This is a genomic window from Aeromonas molluscorum (assembly GCF_051376105.1).
Taxonomy (GTDB): Bacteria; Pseudomonadota; Gammaproteobacteria; order Enterobacterales; family Aeromonadaceae; genus Aeromonas; species Aeromonas molluscorum.
The window spans coordinates 1324369-1344810 of the sequence record NZ_JBPQCY010000002.1 but is presented as its reverse complement, the minus strand read 5'-3'; the positions used below and the strand labels follow the sequence as shown (position 1 = coordinate 1344810).

Annotated in this window: 23 protein-coding genes; 8 read left to right on the top strand and 15 right to left on the bottom strand. The window is 58.8% G+C overall.

Features of this window, described 5'->3' with window-relative positions; genetic code table 11:
- Positions 1-63: 63 nt before the first annotated feature.
- The 3 genes from flgB to ACSMDR_RS16805 form a co-directional block, all read right to left on the bottom strand.
- Positions 64-468 carry a flagellar basal body rod protein FlgB gene (gene flgB / locus ACSMDR_RS16815; protein WP_005894518.1) on the bottom strand — a complete coding sequence of 135 codons (405 nt, stop codon included), beginning with the start codon at positions 466-468 and terminating at the stop codon, positions 64-66.
- Positions 469-531: 63 nt separating this feature from the next.
- On the bottom strand, positions 532-1356 hold the full coding sequence (locus ACSMDR_RS16810) for a CheR family methyltransferase (protein WP_005894521.1): 825 nt from the start codon (positions 1354-1356) through the stop codon (positions 532-534).
- Positions 1357-1374: 18 nt separating this feature from the next.
- Positions 1375-2286 (bottom strand): chemotaxis protein CheV, encoded by a 912-nt coding sequence (locus ACSMDR_RS16805; RefSeq protein WP_005894523.1) that lies wholly within the window; start codon positions 2284-2286, stop codon positions 1375-1377.
- Between the two features lie 157 nt (positions 2287-2443).
- Here ACSMDR_RS16805 and flgA point away from each other — a divergent pair, with 157 nt between their 5' ends.
- The 3 genes from flgA to ACSMDR_RS16790 all read left to right on the top strand — a co-directional run bounded on the left by flgA (position 2444) and on the right by ACSMDR_RS16790 (position 3952).
- Positions 2444-3127 (top strand): flagellar basal body P-ring formation chaperone FlgA, encoded by a 684-nt coding sequence (gene flgA / locus ACSMDR_RS16800; RefSeq protein WP_436468979.1) that lies wholly within the window; start codon positions 2444-2446, stop codon positions 3125-3127.
- Positions 3128-3215: 88 nt separating this feature from the next.
- Positions 3216-3539 carry a flagellar biosynthesis anti-sigma factor FlgM gene (gene flgM / locus ACSMDR_RS16795; protein ID WP_436468978.1) on the top strand — a complete coding sequence of 108 codons (324 nt, stop codon included), beginning with the start codon at positions 3216-3218 and terminating at the stop codon, positions 3537-3539.
- Positions 3536-3952: a flagella synthesis protein FlgN gene (locus tag ACSMDR_RS16790; protein ID WP_436468977.1), complete on the top strand. Its 417-nt coding sequence runs from the start codon at positions 3536-3538 to the stop codon at positions 3950-3952. Before flgM ends, ACSMDR_RS16790 begins: the two co-directional genes overlap by 4 nt.
- Positions 3953-4111: 159 nt before the next feature.
- Here the strand turns inward: ACSMDR_RS16790 and yfcE are convergent, their stop codons facing one another.
- Positions 4112-4675: a phosphodiesterase gene (gene yfcE / locus ACSMDR_RS16785; RefSeq protein WP_436468976.1), complete on the bottom strand. Its 564-nt coding sequence runs from the start codon at positions 4673-4675 to the stop codon at positions 4112-4114.
- Complete coding sequence (locus ACSMDR_RS16780; RefSeq protein ID WP_436468975.1) at positions 4672-6333, bottom strand: peptide ABC transporter substrate-binding protein; 1662 nt, start codon at positions 6331-6333, stop codon at positions 4672-4674. The genes yfcE and ACSMDR_RS16780 overlap by 4 nt, the downstream gene beginning before the upstream one ends.
- Before the next feature lie 303 nt (positions 6334-6636).
- Here ACSMDR_RS16780 and ACSMDR_RS16775 point away from each other — a divergent pair, with 303 nt between their 5' ends.
- Entirely contained in the window at positions 6637-7539 is a 903-nt protein-coding gene (locus tag ACSMDR_RS16775) for a DMT family transporter (RefSeq protein ID WP_436468974.1), read from the top strand.
- A 198-nt stretch (positions 7540-7737) separates the two neighbouring features.
- Here ACSMDR_RS16775 and rsuA read toward each other — a convergent pair whose 3' ends face one another.
- Positions 7738-8430 carry a 16S rRNA pseudouridine(516) synthase RsuA gene (rsuA, locus tag ACSMDR_RS16770; protein WP_005894536.1) on the bottom strand — a complete coding sequence of 231 codons (693 nt, stop codon included), beginning with the start codon at positions 8428-8430 and terminating at the stop codon, positions 7738-7740.
- A 164-nt stretch (positions 8431-8594) separates the two neighbouring features.
- Between rsuA and ACSMDR_RS16765 the strand changes: the two genes are divergently transcribed.
- Entirely contained in the window at positions 8595-9797 is a 1203-nt protein-coding gene (locus ACSMDR_RS16765; RefSeq protein ID WP_436468973.1) for an HD-GYP domain-containing protein, read from the top strand.
- A 40-nt stretch (positions 9798-9837) separates the two neighbouring features.
- Here the strand turns inward: ACSMDR_RS16765 and ACSMDR_RS16760 are convergent, their stop codons facing one another.
- Entirely contained in the window at positions 9838-10029 is a 192-nt protein-coding gene (locus ACSMDR_RS16760) for a hypothetical protein (RefSeq protein WP_005908302.1), read from the bottom strand.
- A gap of 324 nt (positions 10030-10353) precedes the next feature.
- On the opposite strand from ACSMDR_RS16760, the gene ACSMDR_RS16755 reads away from it, so the two are divergent.
- Both ACSMDR_RS16755 and ACSMDR_RS16750 read left to right on the top strand, forming a co-directional pair.
- Positions 10354-11247: an EamA family transporter gene (locus ACSMDR_RS16755; RefSeq protein ID WP_436468972.1), complete on the top strand. Its 894-nt coding sequence runs from the start codon at positions 10354-10356 to the stop codon at positions 11245-11247.
- Between the two features lie 91 nt (positions 11248-11338).
- Entirely contained in the window at positions 11339-13153 is a 1815-nt protein-coding gene (locus tag ACSMDR_RS16750; RefSeq protein WP_436468971.1) for an extracellular solute-binding protein, read from the top strand.
- Positions 13154-13221: 68 nt separating this feature from the next.
- Here ACSMDR_RS16750 and ACSMDR_RS16745 read toward each other — a convergent pair whose 3' ends face one another.
- On the bottom strand, positions 13222-13614 hold the full coding sequence (locus tag ACSMDR_RS16745) for a DUF2750 domain-containing protein (protein ID WP_005908305.1): 393 nt from the start codon (positions 13612-13614) through the stop codon (positions 13222-13224).
- 249 nt (positions 13615-13863) lie between these two features.
- Positions 13864-14415 carry a hypothetical protein gene (locus tag ACSMDR_RS16740; RefSeq protein WP_436469343.1) on the bottom strand — a complete coding sequence of 184 codons (552 nt, stop codon included), beginning with the start codon at positions 14413-14415 and terminating at the stop codon, positions 13864-13866.
- Positions 14416-14625: 210 nt separating this feature from the next.
- Here ACSMDR_RS16740 and ACSMDR_RS16735 point away from each other — a divergent pair, with 210 nt between their 5' ends.
- A complete protein-coding gene (locus ACSMDR_RS16735) occupies positions 14626-14877 on the top strand; it encodes a TIGR02647 family protein (protein WP_005908309.1) in 252 nt (83 codons plus the stop codon).
- Here the strand turns inward: ACSMDR_RS16735 and ACSMDR_RS16730 are convergent.
- The 6 genes from ACSMDR_RS16730 to astE all read right to left on the bottom strand — a co-directional run bounded on the left by ACSMDR_RS16730 (position 14861) and on the right by astE (position 20410).
- Complete coding sequence (locus ACSMDR_RS16730) at positions 14861-15154, bottom strand: hypothetical protein (protein WP_436468970.1); 294 nt, start codon at positions 15152-15154, stop codon at positions 14861-14863. The genes ACSMDR_RS16735 and ACSMDR_RS16730 overlap by 17 nt on opposite strands.
- 308 nt (positions 15155-15462) lie before the next feature.
- Positions 15463-15672 (bottom strand): cold-shock protein, encoded by a 210-nt coding sequence (locus ACSMDR_RS16725; RefSeq protein ID WP_042043304.1) that lies wholly within the window; start codon positions 15670-15672, stop codon positions 15463-15465.
- A gap of 208 nt (positions 15673-15880) precedes the next feature.
- Positions 15881-16981 (bottom strand): dihydrolipoamide acetyltransferase family protein, encoded by a 1101-nt coding sequence (locus ACSMDR_RS16720; RefSeq protein ID WP_005904432.1) that lies wholly within the window; start codon positions 16979-16981, stop codon positions 15881-15883.
- Positions 16982-17075: 94 nt separating this feature from the next.
- Complete coding sequence (locus tag ACSMDR_RS16715; RefSeq protein ID WP_436468969.1) at positions 17076-18062, bottom strand: alpha-ketoacid dehydrogenase subunit beta; 987 nt, start codon at positions 18060-18062, stop codon at positions 17076-17078.
- The gene (gene pdhA, locus ACSMDR_RS16710) at positions 18055-19149 is read right to left on the bottom strand and encodes a pyruvate dehydrogenase (acetyl-transferring) E1 component subunit alpha (protein WP_436468968.1); all 1095 of its coding nucleotides are present in this window, start codon (positions 19147-19149) and stop codon (positions 18055-18057) included. The genes ACSMDR_RS16715 and pdhA overlap by 8 nt, the downstream gene beginning before the upstream one ends.
- A gap of 238 nt (positions 19150-19387) precedes the next feature.
- Positions 19388-20410, bottom strand: coding sequence for a succinylglutamate desuccinylase (astE, locus tag ACSMDR_RS16705; RefSeq protein ID WP_436468967.1), 1023 nt, complete (start codon positions 20408-20410; stop codon positions 19388-19390).
- Between the last annotated feature and the right edge of the window lie 32 nt (positions 20411-20442).

Sequence of the window (20442 nt, the reverse complement as noted above, 5' to 3'; positions counted from 1 at the left end):
CACGGCGTATCTGGTCATTCATGAGGTGGGCGGCTATGTGGCTAAGGAGGCATTCAGGCTGCATCATCCCTGCTCTCCCTTGAGGGCCTTGAGCAGGCCGCTTATCTTGCCGTTCATGAATTCAACCGAGGTCTGGTATTCGAGGCTGTTGCGCAAAAACTCGCTGCGTTCCTGCTGCAGATCGACGGTGTTGCCGTCCCCTGTATCGGGCTGGAGCGGGTTGCGGTACTGGGATGTGCCCGGCTTGTCCATGTTCAAGGCGAAGTGGCGCTCACTGGTCGTGGCCAGACTGAACCCTTGCTGATGCTGCTGCGCCTGGGCCATGGCATCGGCGAAGTTGATGTCCCGGGCCTTGAAACCCGGGGTATCCGCGTTCGCGATATTGCTAGATAGCACCTCGGCACGTTTGGCGCGCACGCTCAACGTGTATTGATGAACACCAAAAGCCTTGTCGAATGAAATTGCCATAACACACCTCCTGCTTGCTGGATTCTTAGCAAGAGGTGTGCCAAAGGAGGAGATAGGGAGGAGTTATTTGACTTTGTAAACAATACCGGGGTTACAGCGGATCATCTCGAACCTGTCGGTGAGACCCGCCAGGGACTCCGAGGCTCCCAGCATCAGGTAACCGCCTGGATTCAGGCTGGCAGCGAACTGGTTGAGGATCTTTGACTTCACTTCAGGGGCAAAGTAGATGAGCACGTTGCGGCAGAAGATGATGTCAAACTTGCCAAGCAAGCTGTAGCTCTCCAGCAGATTCAGGGGGCGGAAGGTTGTCAATTTTCTGACACGGTCCACCACTCGCATCTTGTTGTCACCATGGGGCTCGAAGAACATCTTCTTGCGTTCGGGGGAGAGACCACGGGCCAGTGCCAGGCTGTCGTAGACCCCCTCCTTGCACTGATTGAGCATAGTGCTGGAGATATCTGTGCCTATGATCTGTACCCCGCCCGGCAAGGTGCCAGGACGCTTGACCTGTTGCTCCAGCGCCGACATGGCGATGGAGTAAGGTTCCTGGCCGGAGGAGGAGGCCGCCGACCAGATCTTGATGGGTCGGCCACTCTTGCCAAGCTCGGGAAACAGCTTGTCGGTGAGCAGCTGGAAGGGATAGGCATCCCGAAACCAGAGGGTCTCATTGGTGGTCATGGCATCAACCACCGCCATCTTCAATTCCCGCTCACGCAGGCTCATGGAACGAGTCACCAATTCAGACAGACTCTCGATGCCAAACTGAGCCATCAAGGGGGACAGGCGGCTCTTCACCAGGTATTGCTTGTTGTCACCCAGCACAATTCCGCACTGCAGCGCCAGAAAGCTGCTGAATTGCTTATATAAGTCGTCTGACAGTGTCTTCATGTATGCGTTCTTCTTGTTTTAGAGTGCGCCTTGAACGGCCTTGGCCAACTCATCGGGCTGAAACTTGGCGATAAAATTGTTCGCCCCGACCTTCTGCACCATAGCCTGGTTGAACACCCCACTGAGGGAGGTATGCAGGATAACATGTAAATCCTTCAGGCTGGGATTGTTGCGGATCTCGGCGGTGAAGGTGTAACCATCCATCTCGGGCATCTCTATGTCCGAGATGACCAGGGCGATTTGATCCTTGATCGGGCCATTTTTAGCCATCTCCAACAGCATGTTGAGAGCCTCGCGGCCATCTTTTGCCAGCACGCATTGCACGCCGATGGCATCGAGTGCCCGTTGTACCTGTTTGCGCGCCACCGAGGAGTCATCGGCCACCAGCACGGGGCGCCCCTGGGTGCTGTGCTCTGTGCTCACCGCCACCAGCTCCTGGCTCACTTCCGTCGACACCGGAGAGATCTCGTTGAGGATCCGCTCCACATCAAGGATCTCCACCAGTTCGCCATCGACCTCGGTGACCGCCGTCATGTAGTTGATGCGCCCTGCCCCCTTGGGTGGCGGCAAGATAGATTCCCAGTTCATGTTGATGATTCGTTCGACCGACTGCACCAGGAAGCCCTGGATGGATCGGTTGTATTCCGAGATGATAATGAAGCACTTGGAAAGATCGGCGATGGGCCTATTGCCCATCGCCATGCTGATATCGATCACCGAGATAGTCTGACCACGAATATGCGCCACACCACGAATGCAAGGGTTGAGCTTGGGCATGACAGTCAAGGGAGGACACTGTAGCACCTCACGCACCTTGAAGACGTTGATGCCAAATCGTTGACGCCCATTGAGTCGAAACAGCAACAACTCCAGGCGATTTTGCCCGACCAGTTGAGTCCGTTGGTTTACCGAGTCCAGAATACCGGCCATAAACACTCCCTAAAAAACGCCTGGCATTATTCATGCATGTTGAGCATGCGCCATGTTGACTCGCGCCAGATTTCCAGCGGTTCCAGAAACCCATCTTGGCGCAAGCATAGTGAACAGTTGTCTTATACGTTATCCACTTATCGACCAGCGGACGAAAATGATTAACAGACTTTTCCTCATCCTGTTGCTGCTCAGCGGGGCCAGCCAGGCCTTGGCATCCGATATCAGTGCCGAGCTGCAAGCCCGGGCGGAGGACTTTGTCCGGGATCAGCTCTCCTTGCCCCTCGATGCCCGGGCCGAGGTCAGCGCCGCCAGTATAGATGCCCGTCTACAGCTCACCGCTTGCGAGAGTGATCTCGACATCAGCTTGCCTGCCAAGATGGAGATCAGACGCAACACCACCATCTACCTCAAGTGCAACGAGACGCCGGGCTGGGATCTCTATCTGCCGGTGCGGGTCAGCATTCAAAAGCCCTATATCACCGTCTCGGAAGCCATCGCCAAGGGGGATATCCTCGGTCGCAGCCAGCTGATCCAGGCCTATGAGGATCAGACCCAGATCCGTGGCGACTATATACAGGACATAGAGGCACTGGTCGGCACGCGCAGCAAACGCGAACTCAGACCCGGCCAACCGGTGCGTCTCAACCAGATTTGTGTGATCTGCAAAGGGGATCAGGTTACCCTCATTGCCGAAAACAGCAGCATGCAGATCAAAACCATGGCTCGCGCCTTGCAAGATGGCAGCTTCGGCGACATGATCAAGCTGATTAATATCAGGTCCGGCAGGACGGTGCAGGGCCAAGTGCAGTCAGTCGGCTCCGTTATCGTCAGCTTCTGAACGTTTTTTTGGTAATTTTCCCTAAAGTTCCGGCAGGTTAGACCGATAAACGGGTAAGCAGGCAGCAAAGCGAATTAAGGTAACCCATATGGCTATTAACAATATCAACAACTTGGCAGGTAATCGGGTACAAAATAATACCGGTAACAGCCAGAGCAGCGTGGCCAAGTCGACCAACGGCGGACAAGATGCCCGCGCCACTCAGGTCAAGGTCGATTCAGTCTCCCTGACCAGTGAGGCGCAACAGTTGCAACAAGTACAGAAGAACCTCAACTCGGCATCGACCGGAAATGAGAGTCGGGTGGAGAGCCTGAAGAAAGCCGTGGCCAGTGGCCAGTACCAGGTCAATAACGACGCGGTTGCCAAGAAGATGTTCAGCTTCGAAGCCAAGCTGGAAAAAACCCTGGGATGATGAGTCTGGCTGCACTGCTGCAACAACAGCATGATCAGCTGGCCCAGATGCAGGGTTTGCTGAGCGAGGAGTTTGAACTGCTCAAGCAACGCCGTGCCTTGGAGTTGCCTACGCTGGCCGAGCGTAAACAGCAGTTGCTGGGCGCCATAGAGACGCTGGATAAAAATCTGGCTGAACAGCCTGATCTTCAGGATGGGCTCGCGAGCCAACCGGATATCATGGCCAGGATCGCCGATGCTTTGGCCGTCTGCCAGCAGCAAAACGATACCAATGGTCGCCTGCTGGAACTGAGTATCGTCTCCAATCGTCGCCTCGCCGGATTCCTCAACCAACTGCGGGACAGAAACTCTCTCACTTATGATGCCAAGGGCAACACCCGCTCCGGTACCCGCTCCCCGGGGATCAAGGCCTGACCTCTCCCGTTTTTCCTGCCCTGCACTCTTCAGTGCATCCTTTGTGCCTTGTTTCTCAGCTAATCCCTTTACTGACCCGAACTCGTGATCCATGGTTTTATCGCGTAGCGCACTCAGGCTCACCACCACCTCACGCCTTTCTCGATACAGCCCCCTGATTTACCCCCCTGTCAGGGAGAGTCGTTGTAATACACGACCATCCTGCGCCGCCCGCAGACTCAACTCCCCCGCTTCATAACAGATCAGGCTGGCAGGCAGTTCGCCCCTGGGAAAACAGATCGAGCCCGGATTGACCATGATCCTCCTCAGATCCCCCTCCCCGGTGCATGTCAGCTCGGGCAGGTGGGTATGACCGCTCAGGTAAAGGCTGCCCGGTGGCAGGGGCACGCCATCCGCCTGATAGAGATGACCATGGCTCATGAACCAGCGGCGCCCATCGACCAGCAACTGGTTGTAGGGCGCCATCATGGGAAAATCGAGCAGCATCTGATCTACTTCCGAGTCGCAGTTGCCCCGTACCGCCAGGATGCGGCTCGCCATGGTGTTGAGCCGCTCGGCCAGGGCCGCTGGCTGGTAGCCCTCGGGCACCGGGTTGCGCGGGCCATGGTTGAGCAGATCCCCGAGCAGCAGCAGGTGATCCGGCTGCCAGGGCGCGAGCCAGGCCATGACGCCATCAAACGCGCTCAGGCTGCCATGAAGATCCGAGAGAATGGCAAGTTTCATCGCTCAGCCCTCTCGGGGGCGACGAAATAGAGATCCTTGGTGGCAATGGCCCCCTTGAGATTGGCGGTGGGCAGACCGCGCAACAGGGGATCGACCAGCCGCATCTGGTTGTAGTGATAAAGAGGGATGACGGGCACATCCTGCTCCAGCAGACGCTCAGCCTGCTGATAGAGGTGATTGCGGCGCTGCTCATCCAGGGTCACAACAGCCTGTTCCAGCAGCTGATCATATTGGGGATTGCAGTAACCGCTCTCGTTTTGCGGATCCAGGCAGCGCAGGGCATTGAGCATGGCAGAAGGCTCCACATAATCACCAAACAGGAAGGAGCGCGCCATCATGAAGTCACTGCTGTTCTTGGCCGCCTGATAGGCGTTCCATTCCATGTTGCGCAGTTCGACCTCGACCCCGAGGGGCTTCCACATGCTGGCTACCGCCAGCGCCATGCGCTTGTGGTTCTCCGAGTTGTTGTAGGTGAGGGTCAGGCGCAGAGGATGAGCCTCGTCAATACCTGCTTCCTTGAGGAGTCTGGCGGCCATGGCGCTGCGGATATCCTGGGTGGCGCTCGCCAGCTCAGGGAGGGTGGCGATATAACCCGGCATGTCGGGTAGCAGACTCCAGCTGGGCACCTCCCCCTGAGCACTGACCTTGGCGGTCAGCAGCTGGCGGTCGAGCACCATGCTCAGTGCCTGGCGTACCCGCACGTCCTGCAACTCGGGTTTGTTCAGGTTGAAGCTATAGAGATAGGTGCCAAGCAGCGGCAGGCCCCAGAGCCGTTCGGGGGCACTGGCCTTGATGCGGGCATAGTACTCCTGGGCGACTCTGTTGGTGAGCTGGATCTCTCCCGCCTCGTAACGCAGCCGCTCTGCATGCTGTGAGGCAAGCGGCAGATAGGTGACCTTATCGATGCGGGTGTGGTTGTTGTCCCAATAAGAGGGGTTGCGCTCAGCCTCCAGCCGCTCGTTCATCACCCAGCTGGTGAGCCGGTAGGCCCCATTGCTGATCAGATGAGCGGGCTGGGTCCACCCTTTGCCGAACTCGGCAATCACTTGCCGTGGCACCGGCACGAAAGGACGCTGGCTGATGAGCTGCAAAAAATAGGGAACGGGCCGCTCAAGTGTCACCTTGAGGATCTGATCTCCCTCGGCGGCCACCCCCAACATGTCCAGATCCAGGGCACCGGCATAGATGGAACCCGCATTGTTGATGCCCGTGGCCAGCATCAGTTCCGCCGAAGGAGATGCGAGAGCGGGATCGAGCAGGCGGCGCCAGGCATAGACAAAATCCTCGGCCTTGAGGGGCGTGCCATTGGACCAACTGAGGTTGGGACGCAGGAAGAAGCGCCATTCCAGACCATCCGGACTCTGCTCCCAGCGCATTGCCTGGGCCGGTACTATCTTGCCCTCTCCATTTTCGCTCACCAGTCCCTCGAACAGGTCGACCAGGATGACTTCACCGGGAAAGCCGCTACGCACCAGGGCCGGATCCAGGGACTCCGGCTCGGCACCATTGCCCTTGACCAGGGTCTGGCGGGGGGCGAGGTCCGCGATGGCATCGACGGGCGTAGCGAAGGCGCCCTGACTCAGGGTGCCGCCGCATAGCAAGGCACACAACAGGGAGGAGACCCGACGCAGGACGGGATGGATAGCACGATGACGCATACAACTGACCTCTTTTCGCAATGCTTTATCAACAAGAGGGGAAGGCCGACGGCGCGCCTGATGACGAATGCATGATGCCGTCCTTGTTATCCCCGAAAACGCCCCGTATTGTATCCGGCTCGCCCCTGAGATGGAGTCTTTCGGGCTATTTTTTCCCGCTGTTTGTATGAAGTATGAGCCACTGAGGCAGCTATCGGCCTGATACGGTTTTCCAGTGACTTTTTCCGTTGTTTTATAAAGGTCAAGGGAGTGGCAATGGTGGCCACCTGACACCTTTTTCTGACTGCCTGTTCGGGGGGCTTTATGGGGTACGAGTGGCTGGCGCTGGCTGCAGCCAGTTTATGGGCGGTCGCCGCCCTGATATCGGTCAAACCGGCTCGCCATCTGGGGGCCTTCGCCTACAGTCGCTGGCGCATGTTTCTGGTCAGCCTGATGCTGGGGGGCGCCAGCCTGGCGACAGGGGGCTGGCAGAGCCTGAGTGGCGGGGCCGTGCCTCTGCTGATCCTCTCTGGCCTCATCGGCATCTTTATCGGCGATACCGCCCTGTTCGCCTGCATGAACCGGCTAGGGCCACGTCGCAGCGGCCTGCTCTTCTCCTGCCATGCGCTCTTCTCCGCCCTGCTTGGCCTCTGGCTGTTTGACGAGACGCTGTCTGGCTGGCGGCTGCTTGGCGCCCTGCTGGTGCTCATCGGGGTCATGCTGGCCATACTGTTTGGCCGGCGCGGCCAGTCCCATGACTGGGAACAAGTTCGCGGCCACATCGCCATCGGCATCGGACTTGGCCTGACCGCCGCCCTGTGCCAGAGCCTGGGGGCCATCATTGCCAAGCCGGTGATGGCAGGCAGCGACATAGATCCGGTCAGCGCCTCCGGGGTGCGCATGGCCAGCGCCCTGTTTGCCCATTGCGTGCTGCGTCTGTTGCGGGTGCCCCTCGCCATGCCGCTCAACCCGATCAATCGCTCCATCCTTGCCATGATAGGGATCAATGGCTTCCTGGCCATGGCCCTGGGGATGACACTGATCCTGGTGGCTCTGCGCCAGGGCGATGTGGGCATGGTGGCCATTCTCTCCGCCACCACCCCGGTGGTGCTGCTCCCCCTGCTCTGGTGGCATTCGGGTCAGCGCCCCAGTCTGCCCGCCTGGGCTGGCGCCCTGCTCGCCACCTTGGGCACCATACTGGTACTGGGCATGAGTAACGGCCATTGAGTCGCGCCCCATCGCATGGGGTTGGAGATACGTGGCCCCTGACATTCAGGGATGGGACGATGAATTGATAAAGCGACTGATGCCGACCACAAAAAACGGCGGGGGCCTGTCAGCCCCCGCCGTCTTACCATCCGATATCCTCGAGCCACTCACCGGGCACCCTATTGTTCAACAGCGGATTGCTTACGACAACCTTGCTCAGAACAGGGCAATCTCTTCGGCAGTCAGTTCGCGGTACTCACCAAGTTCCAAGGTCTCATCCAGCATCAGACTGCCGATCTGCTCACGGTGCAGGCCGACTACCTTGTTGCCGATGGAGGCGAACATCCGTTTTACCTGATGGTACTTGCCTTCTTGTATGGTCAGTCTCGCCTCGCACTCGCCCAGCAGTTCGAGCTTGGCCGGGCGTGTTTTATCTGTCTCGTTGCGCAGGAAAACACCATCGGCAAACAGGGATATCGCATCCTGGTGTACCGGATCCGCCAGCCAGACCCGGTAAGTCTTGGCACACTCATGGCGTGGCGAGGTAATGCGATGGGACCACTGGCCATCGTCGCTGATCAGCACCAGGCCAGTGGTATCGAGATCGAGGCGACCCACCACATGCAGCTTGCCGACAGCCGGCTCATCCAGCAGCGCGAACACTGTCGTGTGGTCCGGATCCTCATTGGAGCAGACATAGCCTTCCGGTTTATGCAGCATGAAGTAGCGGTTGCGCCTGTCTAGGCTCAGCGTGACGCCGTCAAACTCGATCTGGCTCTGTTCATTGATATGGAAAGCGGGTTGTTTGACCACAATGCCATCCACTATGACCTCTCCTCGCCTGATCACTCGGCCCGCCAGGGAGCGGGTCAGATCGGAGCAGTCGCAAAGAAATTTATCGAGCCGCATTCACTACCTCAATATTGCCATCGGGAAAAGGGCGACATTATATAGTCCAACCGTGACAACTCCAGCATTAACGCCAGCCCGACCTGTGACGCACTCGGAAACAGGGGTAGACTCCCTCCATCATCGGCCTTAGTTAACCGACACCATAATAAAGGCGGAAACCTATGATCTCAGCCTCCCCCCACCCCGTCATCACTGTCAGTAACCTCAAGCCTGGCATGTTCGTGGTGGGCATCATCAGCCAGCGGGGTGAAATGGAGATTGTCCAGAGCGGGCTGGTCAGCAACGAGCGCCAGATTGCAGCCTTGGTGGCTCGCGGCGTGCTGAGGGTACGGGTCGATCTCAGTCGCAGCCAACTGAGTCAGGACAAGGCCCCGGAGGCGACCGACAAGCCGGGCGCGCCGATCCCGTCGATGCGCGCCATGCAAGAGCCCCGCGTTCAGGGGGAAGGGCGCGAGCTCAAGATCCGCCGCCTTTATCAAGAAGCTCGCGAGCTGCAAGGCAAGTTCATTCGCCATCTCAAGGCCGGCGAACCCATCGACATCACGCCGCTCGCCGCCGTGGCCGAGGAGATGGTCGACACCATGTTCAGCCACGGGGATGCCATGCTCTGCCTGGCGCGCATCCGTGCCAAGGATGCCTACCTGATGGAGCACTCCATGAACGTGGCCATACTGCTCGCCAACTTTGGCCGCTATCTGGGGCTCGAGCGCAACGTGCTCAAGGAGCTGACCCTGGGGGGACTGCTCCATGATGTGGGCAAGATAATGACCCCGGATGCCGTGCTCAACAAACCGGGCAAGCTGACCGATGAGGAGTTTGCCATCATGCGCGAACACGTGGTGCACAGTCACGACATCCTCAAGGCCACCACCGGCATCACCCCCACCATGCTGGAGGTGGCGGCCAATCACCATGAGCGGCTCGATGGCTCCGGCTATCCTCGCTCGCTTCAGGGCGAGCAGCTCTCTCTCTATACGCGCATGAGTGCCATCGTCGATGTCTATGATGCGGTGACGGCAGACCGGGTCTACAAACAGGGGATGCAGCCGACCCAGGCGTTCAGGATCCTGCTCAAGGGGGCGGTCACTCACTTCGATGAGGGACTGGTGACGCGTTTTATCAAGTGCATGGGGGTCTATCCGGTCGGTACCCTGGTGCTGCTCTCCAATCAGCGCTTAGCCCTGGTGATGCAGCGCAACGAACTGACGCCGCTCAAACCCTTGGTCAAGGTTATCTATCACGCCGCCCAACGGCACTATCTGGAAGTACAACTGCTCGACCTTGCCAAACCCGGCGTCAATGAGACCATAGAGAGTACCGTGGATCCCAAGGATTATGGCATCACCCTCGCTAACTTCGTCTGACGACAACCCAGTGCCCTACAGGATCCGACACGGCTCAGCATCAGGCTGGCCGACTGGTGCTATTACCAGGCACGGTCCAGTGGGTGATGAGAAACTCCCCATCAAGAGGAGAGAGATCGAAACGCAGGCAGGCCTCCTCGATGGCGTGGGGGTCATTGGCATGCCCCTCGGCCAACCAACGCACCGCCCGGCGCAGATCCTCGCCATGGGGTAGTAGGGAATGATCGCTCATGGAGTACCTCCGTTTGATCATTGATCGCAACCCGCCCAGCGGGGCTGTCTCCTAGAGTTTAGTCCGCACTGCACCCTCCCGAACAATTCCCTGCTGCGTGAACCGACACGCCAATCAAGGCATGCTTTCAAAGGATCCCCTCTATCACGAACGGCTTCGGGCATCGCCGTTCAAACGCCATATGTTATGCGATCCACCGCCTACCTAAATGAGCCTGACACTGGCGTCCCGGTTGACGCCGGACCCCCTGCCGGGGTTATCCTCGACCACTTGCCTGCCGGTCCTGGCGGGATCATTACCTGTGATGTCAAACAAGGAAGTCTCATGCAAGCCAAGGACAAGTGTCTGGCCGCCCTGGTTATCCTCTGCTGGGGTCTCAATTTTGTGGTGATCAAGTGGGGGCTGGAGGGAATACCTCCGCTGCTGCTCGGTGCGCTGCGTTTTATTGGTGTCGTCTTCCCCGCCATCTTGCTGGTCCCCAAACCCACCATCCCCTGGCGCTGGCTGCTGGCCTATGGCGGAGCCATCAGCCTGGGGCAGTTTGCCTTCTTGTTCAGTGCCATGAAGTTCGGCATGCCCGCAGGCATGGCCTCTCTGGTGCTGCAATCCCAAGTGGTATTTACCCTGCTGTTCGCCATGATCTGGCTGGGGGAGCGCTGGCAACCCCACCACTGGATTGCCCTGCCGCTGGCGGGAGCCGGCCTCTACCTCATCGCCACCCATGGTCAAGGCAACCTGACTCTGCTCGGGTTCATGTTGACCCTGTGCGCCTCCGCTTGCTGGGGACTCGGTAACGTCATCAACCGCCAGATTGGATTGCGCTACCAGACGTCCCTGCCCAGCCTGATTGCCTGGGGAGGCGTGGTACCCATACTGCCGTTTCTCGCTCTCTCCTGGTTGTTCGAAGGGCCGGAACTTATCGTCCACAGCCTGCAACACTTCAGCTGGAAAGGCTTGCTCTGCGTGCTCTATCTCTCACTGGTCGCCACCTGGCTCGGCTACGGGCTATGGGGACGGCTGCTGATGCGCTACCCCGTAGCCCAAGTGGCGCCGCTCTCCCTGCTGGTCCCCTGCGTCGGCATGGTGACTGCCGCCATCTTGCTCGATGAGCATCCAACCCCCTTGCAGTGGCTGGGCTCGGCGCTGGTACTGCTCGGCTTCCTGGTCCACCTGCTGGGAGGACGCCTGGCTCTGTCCAAACCATTGACCCGAGCCTAACTGCCTCTCATGATGGGCTCATGCCAATGGCTCGGCCCGCTATTGTAAGATAAGAACATCAACACGCAGCCACGACAAGGAAGCAAAGGATATGCGACTGAATCATCTGGGGGCCGCCGCCCTCGCCCTGTGCTGGACTCAGCTCGGCTGGAGTGCCACCCTGCCACCGGATCTCAAGTGGGAAAGCAACGATACGGATCCCGTCTATGCCGATCCGGCGGCTCAGCGGGGCGGCACCTTTCGCACCTTCATGACCAGTTTTCCGCTGACCCTGCGCAACTATGGCCCCGATGCCAATGGCGCCTTCGCCGGTTATATGAGGGAGAACCGGCTGCCCCTGCTGGCCAGCCATCCGGATACCGGCAACCCTATTCCCATGCTGGCCAACCAGTGGGCGTTCGGGACCGATCACAAGACCATGTATTTTCGCATCAACCCCAAGGCCCGCTGGTCCGATGGCGTACCGGTCAGCGCAGACGACTTCCTGTTCACCCTCAAGATGCTGCGCAGCAAGCAGATCAATGCCCCCTGGTACAACAACTACTACAGCACCCAGATTGTCGATGTGATCAAGTTCGATGACCACACTCTGGCCATCACCAGCGGCAGCGAGAAGAGCCGGGAAGACTTGCTCGATTCCCTCCCCTTCTCCCCCGAACCCAGTCACGCCATCACACTCGATGACAGCTGGGTACGGGAGTACAACTGGAAGGTATTGCCGGTCACTGGGCCTTATCAACTCACCGAGGTCAAGAAAGGAAAATCCGTCACCTTCAGCCGCATTCCCGACTGGTGGGGTAACAATGAGCGCTACTTCCAGCACAGGTTCAATCCCGACCGCATCCAGATCAAGGTGCTGCGCGATCTCAACATTGCCTGGCAGCACTTTTTGCGCGGCGAACTGGATACCTTCGGCCTGGTGATCCCAAACTGGTGGCACGACAAGACCAAGACCCCCGAATTTGACAAGGGCTACATAGACCGCATCTGGTTCTATACCCAGACGCCGCAATCCCCGACCGGTCTCTACCTCAACATCGACGATCCTTTGCTGAGCGACCTCAATGTCCGGCTCGGCATCCAGTACGCCCTCAACATCGACAAGATGCTGAGTACCTTGCTGCGCGGCGACTACCAGCGTCTCAACAACTATGGATCTGGTCAGGGAGACTTCACCAATAACGCCCTCAAGGCGCGCCCCTTCGACCCTAAAATTGCCCGTGACTATTTTGCCAAAGCGGGTTTCACCCAGGCCGGGCCAGACGGCATATTGCAAGATGCCAAGGGCAGGCCACTGTCACTGAGTGTGATCTACACCACCTCGGAACACTCCCAGCGCCTCACCATGCTGCGTGAAGAGGCCAAAAAAGCGGGTCTTAATCTGGAGCTCAACCTGATGGATGCCTCAGCGGGCTTCAAGGCCATGCTGGAGAAGAAACACCAGAGCGCCTGGATGGCCTGGAGTACGGGGCGTTATCCCGCCTACTGGGAATATTTCCACAAGGTCAACGCCCACAAGCCACAGACCAACAACATCATGAACATCGATGATGACGCCATCACAGCCCTGGTGGAGCAGTACGACAAGGAGTTCGATTTTGCCAAGAAAGCCGAACTGTCACGGCAGATCCAGGCCCGGCTCTATGAGCTGGCCAGCTTCGTGCCCACCTATCAGGTTCCCTATACCCGGGAAGGGGCTTGGCGCTGGATCAAATTGCCCAAGGGTATCGCCACCGCCAAGAGCGAGGTGCTCTATTGGCCCCTTGATGGCTTCAACTCCGGCTACAGCTACGGCGGTCTGTTCTGGATAGATGAGACGGTGAAGAAGGAGACCCTGAACGCCATCAAGCAAGGCACCCGCTTCCCCCCGGTCAATATCCGCGACACCCGCTACCTGCAACCCTGAGCCATCGCCATGCCCAAAATGACACAACCCCGCCAATGGCGGGGTTGTGTTTAGCACAGACGGAGGAATTAACCGCGCTTGGCCTGCTTCTGGGCAACCGCATCGGCCACATCGGCAGGCTCAAGCACGATGCCTTCCTGATCCGGTGTCGGGAAGACGGCCACGCAGAGTTCATCCTGCTCCATGCCTTCAACCCAGCGCTCCAGCCATACCTTGAGGGTGATGGACTGCGGCTTGCACTCGGCCCACTCGCCTTCAGCCCAAGCCTGGGCGTATTCGGGGTGCGGCCACACCGGGATGCAGTCTTCGTCTTCGGTGGTCAGCATCATGACGCCGTGTTCGTCGGTCAGCACGAACAGCTCTTCATGCTCGACCAGCTTGCTGATGAAGTGATCGTAGCGGTAGTCGGCGTTCAGTTGCAGCGCGGCGTTGCGCTCGGTATCGGTCAGTTCATAGCTCATGGTCAAGTCTCTTATGCAGTGCTAAGGATCACGACGGGCCCGGGCTGCCGAGTCTATGAGGACCCGAACCGGGTAGGCTCGCGCAATAAAGGGCGACATGTTCACATCTTGCCGCAGCCTTGTCCAGTGAATGGAGGTCACGTGACCCGTTCGGGTCGCCAGTACACCCATAGTGCGCACCAGATAGGCTTTGGCTAAGCAGAGCGACTCGTACAGAGGGCTGTACTTGGCAAAGCGGACAGGGTCCCTCTACAGAGCGGGAATATGCAGCTCTATCTCGGCCTGCTCACTCAGGCGCTGGCGCAGCCAATAGGCCGCTTCGACCTCGACGAAACAGAGCAGATCCTGCCCCTGGGCCGCCGACATCAACTGCGTAAATCGCAGCTCTTGCTGGCGTTCCCAGGCGTCGGCCAGCTTGGTGCCATGAGCCTCATCCACTACCCCCCTGCGCAGCTCAAACAGATTATCGGTGATCGGGTGATTGATCTTGGCCGCACTGCCCCAGTAGAGCCGCAGGTTATCGAGCATCTCTTCATCATAACTGGCCAAGGCGTCCAGCTCAGGCGTATCACCACTGTCGCTCGCGGCAAAATCACACCAGCCAGTGGCAAGGGAGGCAAACTCGCGTTGTGCTTGCGGGGCTACCTTGGCGCGCAGGGCCGCCACGTCGGGAGTGCTCAGCGGAGGCAACCAGACCTCCCCCTTGTGTTCGCTCAACTGAGGCAAGAGTTGCGCCACCGGATAGATGGGAAACTGGGGCGAAAGGCGATGAAGCAGAGAAATCAATATGATGCGGGTCATGCGGGTTGCCTTGGACAAGGGAATACGGGGATTAGGCCGATGAGGCCCTATCCTATCACGGCGAGCGGCAATGCTCACCGCACTGACTGCCTGAAAAATCACCATACAGCCAGCCCGCCCGCCATAATCGCCAATACTTTGACCCAGCGCCCACTAAACTCCTCCGGGGAGTGCTAATTTGCATACATCATTAGCGTAAGGAGCCTGTCCATGATTGGGATCGACCAGATTTCTGAAGACTTTGTCCATGAACTGAAAGTACTGGCCTGCTTTGATCCAGCGAATTTGAGTGTGGGGATCAAGTTACGTAGTGATATGAGTGATGCTCTCCGCCAGGCGGCAGGACGCCTGCATCAACAGGGTCTGATCAGCACCGAAGATGGCGGCTACCTGACCCCCTTTGGCATGACGATGGTTGAGCACCTTCAACACCTGCTGGTTGCCCTCAGGCCGGTGGCGTAGGCGCCGCCCAGAGCGAGAAGTTCAACAATTCCCAGCGTGCGCCCTGCTGCAGGTGACACGCAAACAGCAAAGGACCTTCGGGTCCTTTTACATTGCCGTCCACCAGCCACTGTTGCTCCCTGTGGGGCACGGGGCGGGTCTCCATGCTGATGGGCGCGATCTTTCCCCCCAGCCGAACATGCAAAAATTGCAGACAAGTGAGGCGCGCCTGCTCGGCGGCGACCAGGTCAGGCGTTGTCTCGGCGACCAGGTCAGCTTGAACATGCGATGGTGGCAAGGCTAATGCCCCACCGGCCGCCAGACAAGCGGCTAACCAAATCCCCCTCTTCATAGACAAACCTGCCGAACAATCCTGTGCCTGTTGATACCTTGTTTTTAACACACTCAGGCGAGATCAAGCACGCTCAACCCGGTATGGCCGCTGTCATTTCATTGATAGCCGCGCAAACAATCATCCCGTGCAGGAGTGGTTATACCGAGAGGAAATAGTCGCCAGATCTGTCTCTGGCATCCGGTTGGCAAAGCCCAGATAGACAAAAAGCCGTGGTACCAGAGGCACCACGGCTTTCTTAAATTCTGTAACAATTACAGAGCGGTTACGTTCTCAGCCTGCGGGCCTTTCTGACCTTGGGTCACGGTGAACTGTACGCGCTGACCTTCAGCCAGGGTACGGAAACCGTTGCCTTGAATGGCGCTGAAGTGTACGAACACATCCGGGCCATTTTCTTGCTGGATGAAGCCGAAGCCTTTGGTTTCGTTGAAGAATTTAACGGTACCGGTGATCATGTTAGACATATCTATTAAACCTGTATTCAAAAATTACTCGTGCCTTGAAAGGCGGATAAAGCTTCGAAAAGAGGAAATGACTTATGGGCACTAGAAGGGGATGTAATACATCGTATTCAGTAACATAAATATTGCCTTTTTCAAGCTCGACTGATTATACGTAGCTTTGCTCATTACGCAAACATATTTGTGCCCTACCAACGGCAGGGCACAAGGCCTAACAGGTGGCGGCTTCCAGCGCCTTGACCAGCGCTTTGAGGAAGCGGGCCGCCTCACCGCCGGTACAGGCTCGGTGGTCAAAGGTCATCGACAGTGGCAGCGCCCTGACCGGTCTGGCCTCCCCTTGCACGAACACCACCTTATCGAACAGTGTCCCCGCCCCAATGATGGCCACCTGGGGCGGGGTCACTATCGGGCTGGCGTAGCGACCAGCGATGGCGCCGAAGTTGGTGAGGGTGATGGTCGCCCCCTGCAGCATCTCCCGCGGCACAGCCCTCGCCTTGACGTCAGCTATCATGCGATCCAGCCCCTGGCGAATGTCGGCAGGCTCGCGTTCGGCCACATTCTCCATCACGGGGACATAGAGTCCATGGCGCGAATCCACCGCGATGGCCACATTGACCTCGGTAAACAGTCGTCGCGACAAGGTCTCACCATCGAACCAGGCGTTCATCGATGGTTCGGCCCGGCAAGCGACGCCGATCGCCTTGACAAGACGCACTGTCACATCTTCATCGACCCGCCAGGCGCGCAGATCGACCTCATCGGTGATGCTGACCGGCACCACTGTGCGATGCGAGTGCTCCATTGCCTTGGCCATGGCCCGGCGAGCCCCCTTGAGAAACTCGTTGCCGCTCTCCTGCTGTGCCTCGAATGCCTGCTGTACATCCAGCTCCAACACCAGACCACCGGCGCCACTGCCCTTGAGACCATTGATGTCGATCCCCAGCTGCTGGGCGAGTTGACGTACCACCGGCATGGCCTGCACCAAGCGGCCACCCGGCGCCAGTACCCCCGCCACGAAGTGATCCTCTATATGCTGCTGACTGCTGCTCATCTTGCCCACGACAGTGCCGTCATCTTCCCCTCCCTCAAACTCCACCAGGGGGGCACCTATATGCAAGATGTCTCCTTCCTTACCACAGAGCCGAGCGATGATGCCATTGACTGGCGAAGGTACATCCACCAGCGCCTTGGCCGTCTCGACCGAGAGCAGTACCTGATCGACCTTGACCTCATCGCCCGCAGCGACTTTCCACTCCACGATCTCCGCCTCGGCCAGCCCTTCGCCCAAGTCCGGCAACTTGAAATATTTCATGACCAGTTCTCCATCCGCGGGGACATCACCAAACGTTGAGACATCTCATGGCTCTTTTGGGCTCGGCGGCCAGAGCACCACAATGTGAAATAGTTCATAGCCACTTGTTCTCCATCAGTTGGTGCGCCATCAGGGCGATATCCTGTTCGGTGATGAGGTAGTGCTCCTCATTGCGGTAATAAGGCACTGCGGCATCGACGCCGGTGAGTCGCTTGGGAGGCGCCTTGAGGCTGGTAAACGCCTCTTCCGTCACCCTTGCCACTATCTCGGCACCCACCCCGAAGCTGCCGCACGCCTCATGGACCACCAACAGGCGGCCGGTCTTGCGTACCGAGGCGAGTATGCTCGCCATGTCGAGGGGCTTGATGGTGGCGAGATCCAGCACCTCGCACTGGATGCCCTCATCACTCAGCGCCTGGCTGGCACGCATCACCTCCAAAATACAGGCTCCCCAGGCCACAATCGTCAGATCATGACCGGTACGCAAGGTGAAACAGACATCCAGCGGCAACCCGATCCCGTCATCCACCACATCGGATTTCATGGCGCGATAGATACGATCCGGCTCGAAAAACATCACAGGATCCGGGCTGCGAATGGCCGAGAGCAACAAGCCATAGGCCCGCTTGGGACTGGATGGGATCACCACCCGCAAGCCGGGAATATGGGCAAACAGCGCCTCCACGCTCTCGCTGTGATGCTCCGGGGAGTGGATACCTGCGCCATAAGGAGAGCGATAGACGATGGGGCAACTGAGCCGGCCCCGGGTGCGGTTTCGCATCCGCGCCGCCTGACAGATGATCTGCTCCATGCCGGGGAAGATGAAGCCCTGAAACTGGAACTCGGCCACCGGCTTGAGTCCCTGGGTCGCCATGCCGACCGCCACCCCGGCGATCAGTCCTTCCGCCAGCGGGGTATCGATCACCCGCTTGAAGCCAAACTTGTCACGCAGGCCGACGGTGGCGCGAAACACCCCGCCGTTGACCCCCACATCCTCCCCCAGCACCACCACATCCGGGTCTCGCGCCATCTCATGATGCAGGGCCAGATTGATGGCCTCGAGCAGTGTCATGTCACTCATGGTGTCGCCCTCCCTGCCCGGCCATAGCCTTGTCGATGATGCGCTGACGCTGACCAAGGTAATCCTGGGGCAGCTCGGCAAACTGGTAATCGATGAGGGACTCCGGCGGTTGCTCCGTCAGTGACTCATAAGCGGCAACAGCGAGATCTACTGCCTTCGCGGCTTCGGCCAGCAGAGCCTGCTCCTGAGCTTCGTCCCACCAGCCTCGCTCGGCCATGAACTGGCGCAATCGCTTGACCGGCTCCTTGGCCCAGGCAGCCTCAACCTCGGCGGCATCGCGGTAGCGGGTCGCATCATCGGCGGTGGTATGGTCGCCGAGCCGGTAGCTGATGGCCTCGATCAGGGTGGGACCCTTGCCGGCGCGGGCCCGTTCCACCGCACTCAGGGTGGCATCGTAGACGGCGAGTACATCATTGCCATCAACCTGAATGCTGGGCACCCCGGCACCAAGGCCCTTCTGGGCCAGGGTCGGCGCGGAAGATTGCAGTTTGCGTGGCACTGAAATCGCCCACTGGTTGTTGTTGATCACCATCACCATGGGCAGGTGCCAGACACCGGCACAGTTGAGCCCCTCCAGAAAATCGCCCTTGGAGGTACCGCCATCGCCGATGGTGACCACGGCGACCCTGGGCTGGTTGCGCAGCTTGAAGGCGGCCGCCACGCCGCAGGCATGGGTCACTTGCGTGGCGATGGGCACGCAGATGGGCAAGTCCTCAGATGGCGTGCCATCTGGCTTGTTGAAGACGCTGCCCCGCTCATCCCCCCCCCAATACTGGAGATTCTTCTCCATGGGTACGCCGCGCACGAACAGGGTGGGCATGTCGCGATAGTAAGGCACATAGACATCCTGGGCCTGCATGGCGAGACCGACGCCAATGCCGACCGCCTCGGCCCCCAGATGGGAGGGGAAGGTCCCCAGCTTGCCGGTGCGTTGCAGGGCGATTGCTTTCTTGTCATAGCTACGCACCATCACCATGTTGCGGTAGAAAGTGTGCAGCAACTCCTTGTCCAGCCAGGTCGGAAGTGTGGCGACCGGGCGCCCCTCCTCATCGAGGTAACGAAGGAAGGGGATGTCGACATGGGTCATAACTGGCTCCTTGCCGTGATTGCGTCACCACCAGCGGCGACCCTTAAAATGTAAACAAGTTGTTAAGCAAAGCGCAATGCGGCAAAAGCAAATAACCCCAGTGATATCCTCTTTATTTAGCTCAATAAGCAGCCAATCGGTCTGACGCGCAGGCAACAAAAAAGGAGCCAATCTCGGCTCCTTTTTCCATCATCTGACCGCCAGGCCCGTCCCGCCAAGGGGACTCGTTGTCAGGGGATCAGGCATCCCACAGCCGGGTTGGCACCACCAGCAGCATGGTTCGCTGGCCGATGGCCACATTGGCATTGGGAAATACCACGGCTTCCCGCTCTTTCTCCACCACATGGCGCAGCGCCCCATCTTCCGCCAAGACAAACCCTTGGGGAAATTCGGTGAAATTGTCGACATCGCTGGCAAACAGGAAGTGAAAATCGGCGCTGCGCTTGTTGATCACCCGATCGATGGCAAAGATGTTGAAATCCTCGGGCCGCCAGGGCTCCAGCGTCACGCTCGCCTCGCACACCAGCTCCTGCAGTGCTTGCCTGGCCTCGATGAAGCGGGTCATGTCATTTTCGCCAAAGGGACGCACCTTGCCGAGCTCCACCGTAAAACCGTAAGCATCATGGTGGCGGACGCTGTAATAGCTGAAGGTGGTGGTTGGTCCGTTGGAGAGCAGTATGGTGCGCACCCCGCAGGCGCCGAGGAAGCGGATCTGCTCCTGGCTGTAGGGGCGATCATGGGGGAAAGGATAAACGGCAAACTTCTCGTGACGGGAGCCGCGAATGGCGGTATGCAGATCATAATGCAGGCGCTCGGCCCCGGGATGCGAGTAGAAGCGGGACACATATTGCTCGAGACGCATGGCGCGGATCCGCTCTCTGTTGCACAGCCCCACCCCCTTGCTGTGGGCGCCGCTAAACAGCCGGTTCATGTTCTCTTCCAGTTCGCGCACCCCCAGATTCATGGCCGCCGGATTGCCAAACAGGAACAACACCCGGTGACGGGCACTCAGCTCGCCACTGAGCAACTTGCCGAGCAGCTGATTGCAGATCTCGATGGGGGCCGTCTCGTTACCATGGATACCGCAGGAGAGCACTATCTCCTTGAGCGGCTCGGCGCGCAATTGGCTGGCCGGTTCGATGCAGAGCACCCCGGTATCCCACACCTGTGCCTGCGCCCCATCGGCCAGGGAAAAGGAGAAGGGATCGAGCTGCCATTCGTGACGGCGGGTCAGCGCCAGGAAATCATGTTGAGGGATCATCCGTTTCACCATCTTGTCAGTGTCGATGGCGC

Coding starts and splice junctions, on each gene's coding strand:
- flgB (WP_005894518.1), bottom strand. CDS start 468: ATGGCAATTTCATTCGACAAGGCTTTTGGTGTTCATCAATACACGTTG.
- ACSMDR_RS16810 (WP_005894521.1), bottom strand. CDS start 1,356: ATGAAGACACTGTCAGACGACTTATATAAGCAATTCAGCAGCTTTCTG.
- ACSMDR_RS16805 (WP_005894523.1), bottom strand. CDS start 2,286: ATGGCCGGTATTCTGGACTCGGTAAACCAACGGACTCAACTGGTCGGG.
- flgA (WP_436468979.1), top strand. CDS start 2,444: ATGATTAACAGACTTTTCCTCATCCTGTTGCTGCTCAGCGGGGCCAGC.
- flgM (WP_436468978.1), top strand. CDS start 3,216: ATGGCTATTAACAATATCAACAACTTGGCAGGTAATCGGGTACAAAAT.
- ACSMDR_RS16790 (WP_436468977.1), top strand. CDS start 3,536: ATGATGAGTCTGGCTGCACTGCTGCAACAACAGCATGATCAGCTGGCC.
- yfcE (WP_436468976.1), bottom strand. CDS start 4,675: ATGAAACTTGCCATTCTCTCGGATCTTCATGGCAGCCTGAGCGCGTTT.
- ACSMDR_RS16780 (WP_436468975.1), bottom strand. CDS start 6,333: ATGCGTCATCGTGCTATCCATCCCGTCCTGCGTCGGGTCTCCTCCCTG.
- ACSMDR_RS16775 (WP_436468974.1), top strand. CDS start 6,637: ATGGGGTACGAGTGGCTGGCGCTGGCTGCAGCCAGTTTATGGGCGGTC.
- rsuA (WP_005894536.1), bottom strand. CDS start 8,430: ATGCGGCTCGATAAATTTCTTTGCGACTGCTCCGATCTGACCCGCTCC.
- ACSMDR_RS16765 (WP_436468973.1), top strand. CDS start 8,595: ATGATCTCAGCCTCCCCCCACCCCGTCATCACTGTCAGTAACCTCAAG.
- ACSMDR_RS16760 (WP_005908302.1), bottom strand. CDS start 10,029: ATGAGCGATCATTCCCTACTACCCCATGGCGAGGATCTGCGCCGGGCG.
- ACSMDR_RS16755 (WP_436468972.1), top strand. CDS start 10,354: ATGCAAGCCAAGGACAAGTGTCTGGCCGCCCTGGTTATCCTCTGCTGG.
- ACSMDR_RS16750 (WP_436468971.1), top strand. CDS start 11,339: ATGCGACTGAATCATCTGGGGGCCGCCGCCCTCGCCCTGTGCTGGACT.
- ACSMDR_RS16745 (WP_005908305.1), bottom strand. CDS start 13,614: ATGAGCTATGAACTGACCGATACCGAGCGCAACGCCGCGCTGCAACTG.
- ACSMDR_RS16740 (WP_436469343.1), bottom strand. CDS start 14,415: ATGACCCGCATCATATTGATTTCTCTGCTTCATCGCCTTTCGCCCCAG.
- ACSMDR_RS16735 (WP_005908309.1), top strand. CDS start 14,626: ATGATTGGGATCGACCAGATTTCTGAAGACTTTGTCCATGAACTGAAA.
- ACSMDR_RS16725 (WP_042043304.1), bottom strand. CDS start 15,672: ATGTCTAACATGATCACCGGTACCGTTAAATTCTTCAACGAAACCAAA.
- ACSMDR_RS16720 (WP_005904432.1), bottom strand. CDS start 16,981: ATGAAATATTTCAAGTTGCCGGACTTGGGCGAAGGGCTGGCCGAGGCG.
- ACSMDR_RS16715 (WP_436468969.1), bottom strand. CDS start 18,062: ATGAGTGACATGACACTGCTCGAGGCCATCAATCTGGCCCTGCATCAT.
- pdhA (WP_436468968.1), bottom strand. CDS start 19,149: ATGACCCATGTCGACATCCCCTTCCTTCGTTACCTCGATGAGGAGGGG.
- astE (WP_436468967.1), bottom strand. CDS start 20,410: ATGATCCCTCAACATGATTTCCTGGCGCTGACCCGCCGTCACGAATGG.